Genomic DNA, 12,762 nt, shown 5'->3' with positions numbered 1-12,762 from the left:
TGCCCGGCTTATTGGCCGAGTTCAGCGCCCGTTGCTGCAGAAACCCGTACACCGCCCTGCCCGGCCAGGATCAGGTCGCCGTTGCCGGCAGCGGTGACCGCCGACAGCGAGATGCGGTCCGCACGGTTGAATACGCTGAAGGTCTGGCCGTGGTCGGTGCTGCGGATCACGCTGCCGCCGTTGCCGACGATCACCAGCGAGCCATCGTCCAGCAGGGTCGCCCCCGACAGGCCGAACTCCAGGGCGCCACGGGCGGCGTTCAACTCCACCTGTTCCCAGGTGCTGCCGAAATCCGTGGAGCGGTAGAGATTGCCGCGCAGGCCATAGACCAGCAGAGTGGCCGGCTGGCCGGTGCCGATCACGCCGAACAACGAGCCTTCATAAGGGCCTTCGAGGCGCTCCCAGGTCTGCCCGTCATCGGCGGAGCGGAACATGCTGCCCTGCTCGCCGACAATGAACAGCCCGGAATCCTTGACCTGGGCAATGGCGTTGAGGTGGAACTGGTCCTCGTTGTCGAGGCGGTCGCTGACGTCCTCCCAATGCTGGCCGCCATCGCTGGTTTCCAGCAGGGCCCCGTAGGCGCCCACGGCGTAGCCGGTCTGGGTGTCCTTGAACCATACATCGAGCAAGGGTGCCTCGCGCTTGAGGTCCTGGAACTGCCGGGTCCAGGTGGCACCGCCGTCGCTGCTGGCCAGGACCTGGGCATCGTGGCCCACCGCCCAGCCGCGCTTGTCATCGACGAAGTACACCGCCGTCAGCAGTTGCCGGGTCGGCACCTTGGCCTGGACCCAGGTCTGGCCCTGGTCGTCGGAATAGAGAATGTGCCCGCGATCGCCCACCGCCACCAGGCGCTTGCCGGCGTGGACCACATCGAGCATCAGGCTTTTCGCCGCCTTGGGCGATTCGATGGAATAGACAGAATCCGCTGCAGTGGCAGCGGCCAGGACTGGCGTCGACAGCGTCACGACGCCCAACAGCGAGAGCGCTGTAGCCAACAGTGCGAACGTGCGCAGCGCCGGCGGGCGGCCAACAACCACACCCATGACAGGCTCACTCATAGACCATTCCCCCATTATTATTGTCAGGTCATTCAACCTCTCAGGGCGCCTTGAGGGGGCTGCGCAGGCCTGGGCGATCATGACGATCGTCCTGGAAACTGCAATCTAGAGCCCCTTCGGCTGCGGGCTATCCTATCGGGCTTTGGAAAGGTCTGACAATCGACGCCACGTTATCTTTTGTTAACCATCAGCCCCTGCCGAAACCCTGCATGATCGGCCATTCGCAAGACTGATGGATGTGTCTAGGCCGCGTCTGCGCGACAGTGGGACAAAGCCTGATCCAGGACAGGGGCCGACACTCCCCGGCCGGGGCTATGATGAGCCGGACAGACTTCAGGACAGAGCCATGATTGCCATACGCGAGGCGTGGAAAGCCGGATTGCTGGGACGTGCGCACTGGGGCCGCAACCTGGTGTCCGGGGTGATTGTCGCAGTGGTGGCGCTGCCCCTGGCCATGGCCTTCGCCATCGCCTCCGGGGTCAAGCCCGAACAGGGCATCTACACCGCCATCGTCGGCGGCCTGCTGGTGTCGCTGTTCGGCGGCAGCCGGGTGCAGATCGCCGGGCCCACCGGGGCCTTTATCGTGATCCTTGCCGGGGTCACCGCCCAATACGGGGTCGGCGGCCTGCAACTGGCGACCCTGATGGCCGGGTTGATCCTGTTCCTGCTGGGCATCAGCCGCCTGGGCGCCCTGATCAAGTTCATCCCGGACCCGGTGATCCTGGGCTTCACCGCCGGTATCGGGGTAATCATCTGGGTCAGCCAGTGGAAGGATTTCTTCGGCCTGCCCGCGGTCGGCGGCGAGCACTTTCATCAGAAACTCTGGCACCTGCTGCAAGCCCTGCCCCAACTGCACCTGACCACCACCCTGCTGGCCCTGCTGAGCCTGGCGCTGCTGCTATGGGTGCCGCGCATCCCCCAGCTCAAGCGTTTGCCGGCCCCCCTGCTGGCCATGACCCTGGCCACGGCCTTGCAGTCGCTGTTCCAGTTCCAGGGCGTGGCCACCATTGGCAGTGCCTTCGGTGGCATTCCCCAGGGCTTGCCGGCGTTGCAGTTTCCAGAGGTCAGCCTGCCGCGGGTCCTGGACCTGATCGGCCCGGCCTTCGCCATCGCCATGCTCGGGGCCATCGAATCGCTGCTGTCGGCGGTGGTGGCCGATGGCATGGCTGGCACCCGCCATGATTCCAACCAGGAACTGATGGGCCAGGGCATCGCCAACCTGGTCACCCCGCTGTTCGGCGGTTTCGCCGCCACCGGCGCCATTGCCCGTACCGCCACCAATATCCGCAACGGCGGCAGCAGCCCGCTGGCGGGTATCGTCCATGCCCTGGTGCTGCTGCTGATCATCCTGTTCCTGGCGCCGCTGGCAGCGAACATTCCGCTGTGCGCCCTGGCGGCGATCCTGTTCGTGGTGGCCTACAACATGAGCGAGCTGCACCACTTCAAGCGCATGCTGCAACGGGCCCCCCGGGCCGATGTGGCGATCCTGCTGTGCACCTTTGTGCTGACCGTGTTCAGCGACCTGGTGATCGCGGTGAACATCGGCGTGGTCCTGGCCATGCTGCATTTTCTGCGGCGCATGGCCTCCTCGGTGGAAGTGCAACAAGTGGTGGAACAGGATCTGCAGCAGGAACTGCACCGCAGTGGCCAGCAGCACCTGCCACCGGGCGTACTGATCTACACCATCGAAGGGCCGTTGTTCTTTGGCGCCGCGGAGACCTTCGAACGGGCCCTGGCCCAGACCCACAGCGACCCGCAAGTGCTGATCATCCGCCTCAAGCATGTGCCGTTCATGGACATTACCGGGCTGCAGACCCTGGAAGAAGTGATAGGCCAGCTGCACAAGCGCGCGATTGTGGTGAAGCTGTGCGAAGCCAACCTCAAGGTGCACGGCAAGCTGGAGCGGGTCGGCATCCTGCACGCCATCGGCGCGCAGAACTATCACCGCGACTTGAGCGAAGCGCTACAGAGCCAAATCCCCCCTGCCTCCCCACCACCACCGCTCGCGTAGGAGCTGGCTTGCCAGCGAAGGGATGCCGGGGGCGATACAAGCCTCAGGCGAGGCTTTTGCTCACCACCTCGAACACATCGCTGGACAGCTCGCCGGAGGCGCGGATGCGCTCCAGTTCGCCTTTCATCAGTGCCTGGCGGGCACTGTCGTATTTGCGCCAGCGGGTCAGCGGCGCCAGTTGCCGCGAGGCAATCTGCGGGTTGAAGCCGTTGAGCTGGATCACCAGGTCCGCCAGGAAGCGATAGCCCGAACCATCGGCGGCGTGGAAGTTGATCAGGTTCTGCCCGGCAAACGCCCCCACCAGCGCCCGCACCTTGTTCGGGTTCTTGATGTTGAACGCCGGGTGCTGCATCAGTGCCTTGACCCGCTCCAGGCCACCGGGCAACGGGCTGCCGGCCTGCACGCTGAACCACTGGTCCATGACCAGGGCGTTGTCCTTGAAGTTCTCGGCGAACACGGCAAGGGCCTTGGCCTTCTCGGCCTCGAACGGCGAATTGACCAGCACTGCCAGGGCGGTCAGGCGCTCGGTCATGTTGTCGGCGCTGTCGAACTGTTCGATGGCCGCAGCCAGTACCTCGGGCTTGTGGGTCAGCATCAGGTACGACAGGGCGATGTTCTGCAGCGCGCGACGGGCAAAATGCTCGGACTCGGCCACGTAGGCGGTGGCCTTGGACACCTGCCGATTGGCCTGATAGCGCTTCCACAGGGCATCGAACAGACTGTCAGCCAGCTGCTGACGGGCAAACTCGCGAGCCGCGTGGATCGCCTCGACATCCGCCACTTCGCTGATCTCGGTGAGGTAGGCCTCGCCCGGCAGGGACAGCATTTCGGCGACCATGGCTTGATCCAGGCTGTCATCGGCGAGCACAGTGCCCAGGGCAGCCACCAGACGTTCGTCCATCACCAGCGCCCTGCCCTGTTGGTGCTGGGCGATCAGTTCCTGCAACACCTGCACCGACAATTGCTGGCCGGCGTCCCAGCGGTTGAAACCGTCGCTGTCGTGCTGCATGAGGAACATCAGCTGGTCACGGTTGTAGGGGAAGCTCAGCTTCACCGGAGCCGAGAACCCCCGCAGCAGCGAGGGCAGCGGATGTTCGGCGATGTCGACGAAGGTAAAGGTCTGCTCGGCCTCGGTCACCGACAACACGCGGGACGAGCCCTGGGCGGCGGCTTCACCCGCCAGGCGCAAGGCCATGTCGGCACCGGTGCTATCGAGCAGGCCCAGGGCCACCGGAATCACGAACGGCAGTTTCTCGACCTTGTCCGGGGTTTGCGGGCAGCTCTGGCGGAAGGTCAGGCTGTAGGTTTTCGCCGCTGCGTCGTAGGACTCGCTCACCGCCAGCCGCGGCGTACCGGCCTGGCTGTACCAGCGCTTGAACTGGGTCAGATCGACGCCGTTGGCGTCTTCCATGGCCTTGACGAAGTCGTCGCAGGTCACGGCCTGGCCGTCATGGCGCTCAAAGTACAGGTCGCTGCCCTTACGGAAGCCTTCGGCGCCGAGCAAGGTGTGGATCATGCCGACAACTTCCGAACCCTTTTCGTACACGGTCAGGGTGTAGAAGTTGGAGATCTCGATAAAGCTTTCCGGACGCACGGCGTGGGCCATGGGGCCGGCGTCTTCGGCGAACTGGTGGGTCCGCAGGTACGCCACGTCCTGGATGCGCTTGACCGTGGCCGAGTTCATGTCCGCGGAGAAACCGGCGTCGCGGAACACTGTGAAACCTTCCTTGAGCGACAGCTGGAACCAGTCGCGGCAGGTCACCCGGTTGCCCGACCAGTTATGGAAGTATTCGTGGGCAACGATGGCCTCGACCCGCTGGTGCGCGGCGTCGGTGGCGGTTTCGGCACGGGCCAGCACGGCGCTGGAGTTGAAGATGTTCAGGCCCTTGTTTTCCATGGCGCCCATGTTGAAGTCGTTGACCGCGACGATCATGAAGATGTCCAGGTCGTACTCGCGGCCATAGGTCTCTTCGTCCCAGCGCATGGACTTCTTCAGGCTGTTCATCGCGTGCTGGCACTTGTCGATGTTTTCCGGCTCGACATAGATGCGCAGCGCCACGTCGCGACCGCTCTGGGTGCGGAAGCTGTCTTCCACGCACCACAGGTCTCCGGCCACCAGGGCGAACAGGTAGGCTGGTTTCATGAACGGGTCTTCCCAGGTCGCCCAGTGCCGGCCGTCTTCTCCCGGGCCGCTGGCGATCGGGTTGCCGTTGGACAGCAGCACCGGGTAGCTGTGCTGCTCGGCGACCACGGTGGTGGTGAACTTGCTCATCACGTCCGGGCGGTCGAGGTAATAGGTGATCTTGCGAAAGCCCTCGGCCTCGCACTGGGTGCAGAACATGCCACTGGACTTGTACAGGCCTTCCAGGGCGGTGTTGCTTTCCGGATGGATGCGCACGCTGGTGTCCAGGGTGAAGCTGGCGCTGGTGGGGTGCAGGGTCAGGTGGCTGTCGTCCAGCTGGTAGTCGTCAACACTCAGCGGCTGATCGGCGAGGCTCACCGACAGCAGTTCCAGTTGCTGGCCGTCCAGCACCAGGGGCGGCAGGCCGGCGCCCCGGGCCGGGTTGCGACGCATCACCAGCTGCGCATGGACCAGGCTGTGGTCCTCGAACAACTCGAAGGTCAGGTGGGTCTCGTCGATCAGGTACTCGGGGGCCTGATAGTCCTTCAGGTAGATCATCTTCGGTTGGTCGGTGCGCATGGCGAATTCCTTCTACTGATGCACGGCGAGCTGGTACGCCGTGTATTTGCGAATGTTGATCACGCCGGTGTCGAAGATCAGGTACTGGCCCTTGATCCCCAGCAACGTACCTTCGGCGATCGGATTCTTGTCCAGGTTGAAGCTGACGATCTTGGTCGGGTACTCCACGACCGGATAGCGGATTTCCAGAGGCTCGATGTCGGTCACCGGCTGGATCGCCTGCAGGCCGAAACGCTCCTGCAGGGCCAACAGGCCCTCGGCGCAGGCGGCGAACAGCTGCTCGCGCACTGCCACCAGGTCCACTGCCTGGGCATCCCCCTTGAGCAAGGCGCGCCAGTTGGTCTTGTCGGCCACCTGGGAACGGAACAGGTCTTCGACGAAGCCCGATTGCTGGCGGGTCGCTACGCGCATGATCGGCAGCGCCTGGCTGGCCCCCTGGTCGAGCCAGCGGGTCGGCAGTTGGGTGGCGCGGGTGATGCCGACCTTGATCCCCGACGAGTTGGCCAGGTAGACCACGTGGTCGGTCATGCAGAACTGCTCGCCCCATGACGGATCGCGGCAAGTACCGGCGTCGTAGTGGCAGCGTTCCGGGCTCATGATGCAGATATCGCACTGGGCCAGCTTGGTCATGCACGGGTAGCAGTAGCCCTGGCTGAAGCTGGTCTTGGTCTTGCGCCCGCAATGGCTGCAATGGATCGCACCCAGGTATTCCAGGCGCACTGTGGTGCCGATCAAGGGGTTGACCGGCACCTCGGTGTCGCCCAGGCGAAAAGCGTACTGAACATTCGGCCCGTCCAGGCGTGCCGACATTTTACTGATGGAACCGCGGCCAATCTCGATCAATGGATGGCATCCGACTTGAACAGGATGTTCGGCACCGGCGCCGACTTCGAGGCGCATTCCTGCGGGCCCATGTAGCCGGTACGTTGATCCTCGGGCAGATTTTGCATTTCCCAGGCGATCATCGCCTGCAGGGACAGTTCACGCTGTTCGGCGGTGAGCTTGCGGCCATCGGACCATTTGCCGATCTCTACCGCCAGTTTCAGGCTCTGGTAGATCTCGGGGGTGATGTTTTCGATCATTTCAACAAAGGACGACATACAAGACTCCAGCGTTTAAAGGGCCCGTCTGCGGCTGTACAAGCCGCCCAACAGGCCGGTGAGGCATCCGATAAGCAACCCGCCAACGTGGGCGGCGTTGGCGATTTCACCGAAACCGATCATCGAGACCAGCCCGGACAGGCACAGCAGCAGCCACACCAGCATCATCACCAGCACGCCCCGGGGCAGGCGGTAGATGGGGTTGGGGGCCAGCAATTGATAGATCCAGCAATGCCCGAGCAGGCCGTAGAGCACCCCGGACAGGCCGCCGAACAGGGTCGGCCCGCTGAAGTAGTACTGCGCGTAATTCGACACCAGGCTGAACAGCAGGGTCAGGCCCAGCAGGTTGATGCCGCCCTGGCGCATTTCGATGCGCCGCCCCAGCTCCCAGTACCACATGCCGTTCATGGCGATATGCAGGAAGCCGAAGTGGATCAGCATCGGCGTCACCAGGCGCCACCACTGCCCCGCTGCCAGGCTGTCGGCCAGGGAGCTGAACTGGATGTAGTCGCCAACCACGCGGAACTCGAGGAAGGTGAACCAGCTCAGGGTCTGCAGGTTGTCGCCGAGCAAGGTGATACCGCATACCGCCAGGCTCAAGAGCAGGATCAGCGCGGTGACCGGGCTGCTGCGCAGTTGCTGGACGAAGCCGGGGCGCGCCGGGGCACTGGCCTGGGGAATGTCCAGTTGCTGATCGGGGTCGCCCTGGGGAAAGCGCTGGTACAGGCCACGCACGTCCTCGCTGATGGATTCCGGCACCCAGAGCACCTGCTCCCCCGCCTCCTCGCTGACCCGGTGAGGCACCTGCATGCGTTGCAGCAGCTTGACAAAGCCGCTCAGGTCCGTCGCCAGGGGCAGGCGCAATACCGCTACCGCACTCATCGCACTACCTCGGGCCGTTCAACGTCGACCCAGACAAATTTATTCGGATCCAGGCGGGTTTCCTGGTCCAGCCGATACGCGGCGAGCTTGCCGTAGAGCACCGCGCTGTAGTCCAGGCACGCCAGGTTGGGACGGATCGGCGCCGGCTTGCCGCTGCGCCAGTAGTGCCCGACGAACAGCATCGGCTCCTCGGCGCCATAACGCAGCAGGCTGTTCTTCTCGGCCGGGGACAACGGCGTGCGGGCCACAGGCTCGGGCAAGGCATCGGGCTGGAACACGATGTCGCCGTAGGTCTGCGGGTCGTCTTCCCAGAACTTGGTACGGAAGAAGGCGCGGGTCAGGCCGTCGCCGCTGGTCATGGTCAGGCCATGGGGCAGGCGCATGTCGGTGCCCCGTAGCAAACGGTCGAAGGCGGTACAGGCAAAGCTGTCGGGAACGGCCGCGGACTGCAGGAACTCGCGGTCGATGCAGCCGTTGGGGTACTGCTGGCGCAGCGGCGCGATCAGGCCGGCATCCCAGCAGGCGTGCACCACGCGAAAGCGCCCGGCGTCGACGAACAGCGGCAACTCATAGAACCACTGCAGGAAATCGTGCCAGTCACCCGGGTGCTGTTCGAACTGGGTCAGGGTCTCGTGGATCAGCCGGGCATGGCGCGGGGTGTGCTCGCGCACGAACTGCTTGCCGCTGCCTTCGGCCGCCGGAGTGCTCCAGCCCAGGGCATTGAACTCGTGGTTGCCCATGATGCACAGGGCCTGACCGGCCTCGACCATGTCGTGGACGATGTGCAGGGACTCACGGATACGCGGGCCGCGGTCGATGATATCGCCGAGGAACACCGCCATGCGCGACGGGTGCCGCCAGACGCCGGCCTGCTTGTGATAACCGAGCCGATCCAGCAAGTGCTCCAGGGTCAGGGCGCAACCGTGCACGTCACCGATCAGGTCGTAGCTACGCGCGGGATCGAGCATCAGTCGCCTCCACCGCCCAGCCGGCTGCCCCAGCCGAGTTTGGTCCGGCAGACCTCGTAGTAGTTGTGGTCCAGCGGGTGGATCAGGCGCAGTTTCTGCGCCTTCTTGCTGACCGTGATGGTGTCGCCCGGGGCACAGGTGAAATGGTTCTGCCCGTCACAGGAAACTTGCGGATAGATCTGCATATCTTTGGACACGACGATTTTCAGCTCGCTGTTGCCATCGACCACGATCGGTCTTCCCGACAAGGTATGGGGGTACATCGGCACAATCACAATGGCATCCAGCTTGGGATGCATGATCGGCCCGCCGGCGGACAGGGCGTAGGCCGTGGAACCGGTGGGCGTGGCGACGATCAGGCCGTCGGCCTTCTGGCTGCAGACGAACTGGCCGTCGATGTAGATCTCGAACTCGATCATCCGCGTCGACTTGCCCGGGTGCAGCACCACATCGTTCAGCGCATCGCCCTGGCCGATGGCCTCGGCATGGCGGCGCACCTCGGCCTGCAGCAGGAAGCGGTTCTCTACCAGGTAGTGGCCGTCCAGCACCTCGGCGACCTTGACCTCCAGCTCGTCGGGGCGGATGTCGGTGAGAAAGCCCAGGCTGCCGCGGTTGATCCCCAGCACCGGGATGTTGTGCCGCGCCAGGGCCCGGGCGGCGCCCAGCAGGCTGCCGTCGCCACCGACCACGATGACCATGTCGCAGACCTCGCCCAGCAACTTGCGCGAGGAAGTCTGCAGGCCGTGGCCGGGCAGCACTTCGGCGATGGTGTCCTCAAGGATCACGTGCAGGTGCCGCGCCAGCAGAAACTTCTTCAGTCGGCGAACTGTGTCCAGCACCTGGGAACTGCCCAGGCGACCGATAATGCCGATATTGCGAAACTGCTCCATGGGGCTCCTGCGGAATTCGGGTACGGGCGAAACGGAGGATTATGGGCGAAACCCGGCGTTAGACAAAATCCTTTCAGCCACACGGGCTTAGCCAGCCCTGCCGCAACTGCGAGTGGCACGCATTTATCGCGATCGGCCCGGGTTTGCGTCTATGCTCGCAAGATGCTCCTGTTCCCTGATCTGCTCGGCCTTCCCCGCCAGTTGCGTCAACCTGAAGTCCGCGACCTCGCCTGGGTCATCCTCGCGCCGCCGATGCTCAGCCACACGCCCTGGCCACAGCGCCACCCGCTCGCCGGCAGCGACTGGGTCCAGGCGCCGCAACTGCTGGCCCACTGGCTGCGCTGCCAGGACCTGGACAGCCGCGCCCTGCGCCAATGGCTGGCCGAGGGCCCGACCCGGCGCCTGGGCCTGTATTACGAACGCCTCTGGCAATTTGCCGTCCGCCACGCCCCCGGGGTCGAGCTGCTGGCGGCCAACCTGCCAATCCGCCGCGGCGGCCACACCCTGGGCGAACTGGACATGCTGCTGCGCGACCGTGACGGCGTGCACCACCTGGAACTGGCGATCAAGCTGTACCTGGGCCCCCAGGCCGGCAATGGCCAGGACAGCGCCCAATGGCTGGGCCCCGGCTGCCATGACCGCCTGGACCGCAAGCTGGCGCACCTGGATGGGCACCAACTGCCGATTTCCGCCCGGGACGAAAGCCGCGAAGCCCTGGCGGCACTGGATATCCACCAGTTCAGCGCGCACCTGTGGCTGGGGGGCTACCTGCTGTACCCCTGGCCGGGTCGCGCCGAACCGCCCCAGGGCGCCCACCCGCAACACCTGTGCGGGCGCTGGCTGCATCAGCGCGACTGGCCGGCATTTTTCGCCCAGAGCGCCCCGGGGCGCTGGCAGCCCCTGCCCCGCCACGCCTGGCTGGCGCCGGCCCACTACCCGGCCGAGCAGGCCTGGACCGCCACGCAACTGCAGCAATGGCTGGCGGAACTTGCCCACCAGGCCCCGGCGCAGTTGCTGGTACGCCTGGAGCAAACCCCTGAAGGCGGCTGGGAAGAAGCCGAACGCCTGTTCCTGGTGGCCGATCTCTGGCCCCACGTCCCCCCGCAGCCCTCCTGACAATCTGCCGCAGGAGCGGACTTGCCGGCGAAGACGCCCCTATGCGGCAAGCCGGCGCCTACATCAGAGACAGGCGCAGCGCCAGGGCCGCCAGGGTCGCCAGCAACACCGGCAGCGTCAGCACGATGCCGACCCGGAAGTAGTACCCCCAGCCAATGTGAATACCCTTGCGCTCCAGTACATGCAGCCAGAGCAGGGTCGCCAGGCTGCCGATGGGGGTGATCTTCGGCCCCAGGTCGCTGCCGATGACGTTGGCGTAGATCATCGCGTCCTTGACCACCCCCGTGGCCTGGCTGGCATCGATGGACAAGGCGCCGATCAGCACTGTCGGCAGATTGTTCATCAGCGATGACAAGCCCGCCGTGAGCAACCCGGTGCCCAGGGCCGCGCCCCAGATCCCGCCGCCGGCAAAGGCATCCAGCCAGCCGGCCAGGTACGCCGTGAGCCCGGCATTGCGCAGGCCGTACACTACCAGGTACATGCCCAGGGAAAAAATCACGATCTGCCAGGGCGCTTCCCTGAGCACCTTGCGCGTGGAGATCCGGTGCCCGCGGGCGGCAATCGCCAGCAGCAGCGCCGCGCACACCGCGGAAATAGCGCTGATGGGAATGCCCAGCGGCTCCAGGGCAAAACAGCCCAGCAGCAGGATCAGCAACACCCACCAGCCGGCCATGAAGGTCGCCCGGTCATGGATGGCGCTGGCGGGCTCGGCCAGTTGTCGGGGGTCGTAATCCAGCGGGATGTCGCGGCGGAAGAACCACAGCAGCACCACCAGGGTGGCGGCCACGCTCACCAGGTTGACCGGCAGCATCACCAGCGCATAACGGTTGAAGCCAATCTTGAAGAAGTCCGCGGAGACGATGTTCACCAGGTTCGAAACCACCAGCGGCAGGCTCGCGGTGTCGGCAATGAACCCCGCGCCCATGACGAAGGCCAGGGTCGTGGCCGGTGAAAAGCGCAAGGCCAGGAGCATGGAAATGACGATGGGGGTCAGGATCAGCGCGGCGCCGTCATTGGCGAACAGCGCCGAGACCAGCGCCCCCAGCAATACCATGAAGGCAAACAGCCGCCTGCCCCGCCCTCGCCCCCAGCGCGCCACATGCAGCGCGGCCCAGGCAAAGAACCCGGCCTCGTCCAGCAGCAGGCTGATGATGATCAGCGCGACAAAGGTACCGGTGGCATTCCAGATGATCTGCCAGACCACCGGGATATCCGCCCATTGCACCACCCCGAACAACAGCGCCAGGGTCGCCCCGAACACGGCGCTCCAGCCAACGCCCAGGCCCTTGGGCTGCCAGATCACCAAGGTAATGGTCAGCAGGAAAATCGATACGGCAATCAACATGAGAGTGGGTCTTGAGTATGCAGGAGCCGGCTTGCCGGCGAAGGTGCCCCACGGGACTCAAGGGCCTCTTCGCCGGCAAGCCGGCTCCTGCGACAGCAGGGAATGATGGTGGGGAATCAGGCCTTGCGTTGCTGCTCGACCCACTGCCCGTAAGCGTTGATGAAGCCCTGCAGGAACGGCCGGGTTGCTTCGGACAGTTTGCCGGCCTCGTCGAATGCCGAGCCGGCGCCACCCAGGTAGGCCTCGGGCTGCTGCATGCAGGGCACATTGAGGAACACCAGGGACTGGCGCAGGTGGTGGTTGGCGCCAAAACCGCCAATGGCCCCCGGAGAAACGCTGATCACCGCCCCCGGCTTGCCGCTCCAGGCACTTTTACCGTAGGGCCGCGAGCCGACGTCGATGGCATTTTTCAGCGCCGCCGGTACCGAGCGGTTGTATTCCGGGGTAACGAACAGCACCGCGTCGGCGCCGCTGATCTGTTCGCGAAAACGGGTGTAGGCCGCCGGTGGCGTGGCATCGATGTCTTCGTTGTAGAGCGGCAGGTCACCGATCTCGACGATGTCCAGCTGGAGGCTGGCAGGCGCCAGCTCGGCCAGGGCCAGGGCGACCTTGCGGTTCAGGGACTGCTTTCTCAGGCTGCCGACCAGTACTGCGACCTTGTAGACATTGCTCATGGGAGTTTCCAACCGTT

Annotated in this window: 11 protein-coding genes; 2 read left to right on the top strand and 9 right to left on the bottom strand. The window is 64.9% G+C overall.

The genetic code is table 11. The features are described from left to right. Positions 1 to 8: 8 nt before the first annotated feature. Complete coding sequence (locus AC1RCO_RS04360) at positions 9 to 1,058, bottom strand: WD40/YVTN/BNR-like repeat-containing protein (protein WP_011061562.1); 1,050 nt, start codon at positions 1,056 to 1,058, stop codon at positions 9 to 11. Between the two features lie 346 nt (positions 1,059 to 1,404). Here AC1RCO_RS04360 and AC1RCO_RS04355 point away from each other — a divergent pair, with 346 nt between their 5' ends. After that, positions 1,405 to 3,069 carry a SulP family inorganic anion transporter gene (locus AC1RCO_RS04355; protein ID WP_492617431.1) on the top strand — a complete coding sequence of 555 codons (1,665 nt, stop codon included), beginning with the start codon at positions 1,405 to 1,407 and terminating at the stop codon, positions 3,067 to 3,069. 43 nt (positions 3,070 to 3,112) lie between these two features. On the opposite strand, the gene pepN is transcribed toward AC1RCO_RS04355, so the two are convergent. Genes pepN through AC1RCO_RS04325 form a run of 6 tightly spaced genes read right to left on the bottom strand, consistent with a single transcriptional unit; the run spans position 3,113 to position 9,610 of the window. Continuing rightward, positions 3,113 to 5,770, bottom strand: a complete 2,658-nt coding sequence (gene pepN, locus AC1RCO_RS04350; RefSeq protein WP_492617430.1) for an aminopeptidase N — start codon at positions 5,768 to 5,770, stop codon at positions 3,113 to 3,115. A gap of 12 nt (positions 5,771 to 5,782) precedes the next feature. Beyond that, positions 5,783 to 6,613, bottom strand: a complete 831-nt coding sequence (locus tag AC1RCO_RS04345; protein WP_401260145.1) for a DUF2797 domain-containing protein — start codon at positions 6,611 to 6,613, stop codon at positions 5,783 to 5,785. Then, positions 6,610 to 6,870, bottom strand: a complete 261-nt coding sequence (locus AC1RCO_RS04340) for a YeaC family protein (RefSeq protein WP_011061566.1) — start codon at positions 6,868 to 6,870, stop codon at positions 6,610 to 6,612. The genes AC1RCO_RS04345 and AC1RCO_RS04340 overlap by 4 nt, the downstream gene beginning before the upstream one ends. A gap of 15 nt (positions 6,871 to 6,885) precedes the next feature. After that, positions 6,886 to 7,752, bottom strand: a complete 867-nt coding sequence (locus AC1RCO_RS04335) for a rhomboid family intramembrane serine protease (protein ID WP_041118467.1) — start codon at positions 7,750 to 7,752, stop codon at positions 6,886 to 6,888. Continuing rightward, positions 7,749 to 8,723, bottom strand: coding sequence for a metallophosphoesterase (locus tag AC1RCO_RS04330; protein ID WP_169891843.1), 975 nt, complete (start codon positions 8,721 to 8,723; stop codon positions 7,749 to 7,751). Before AC1RCO_RS04330 ends, AC1RCO_RS04335 begins: the two co-directional genes overlap by 4 nt. Continuing rightward, positions 8,720 to 9,610: an NAD(+) kinase gene (locus AC1RCO_RS04325; RefSeq protein WP_007920913.1), complete on the bottom strand. Its 891-nt coding sequence runs from the start codon at positions 9,608 to 9,610 to the stop codon at positions 8,720 to 8,722. Before AC1RCO_RS04325 ends, AC1RCO_RS04330 begins: the two co-directional genes overlap by 4 nt. Before the next feature lie 162 nt (positions 9,611 to 9,772). On the opposite strand from AC1RCO_RS04325, the gene AC1RCO_RS04320 reads away from it, so the two are divergent. Further along, the gene (locus tag AC1RCO_RS04320; protein ID WP_492617429.1) at positions 9,773 to 10,726 is read left to right on the top strand and encodes a DUF1853 family protein; all 954 of its coding nucleotides are present in this window, start codon (positions 9,773 to 9,775) and stop codon (positions 10,724 to 10,726) included. A gap of 58 nt (positions 10,727 to 10,784) precedes the next feature. Here the strand turns inward: AC1RCO_RS04320 and AC1RCO_RS04315 are convergent, their stop codons facing one another. After that, positions 10,785 to 12,071 (bottom strand): arsenic transporter, encoded by a 1,287-nt coding sequence (locus AC1RCO_RS04315; RefSeq protein ID WP_011061570.1) that lies wholly within the window; start codon positions 12,069 to 12,071, stop codon positions 10,785 to 10,787. A gap of 116 nt (positions 12,072 to 12,187) precedes the next feature. Continuing rightward, positions 12,188 to 12,745, bottom strand: coding sequence for an NADPH-dependent FMN reductase (locus tag AC1RCO_RS04310; RefSeq protein ID WP_011061571.1), 558 nt, complete (start codon positions 12,743 to 12,745; stop codon positions 12,188 to 12,190). Between the last annotated feature and the right edge of the window lie 17 nt (positions 12,746 to 12,762).

It is taken from the genome of Pseudomonas sp. GW823-FHT03E05, from assembly GCF_058796855.1.
Note: the sequence above shows the minus strand (reverse complement) of the source record. Positions and strands in the feature narration are given on the sequence as shown.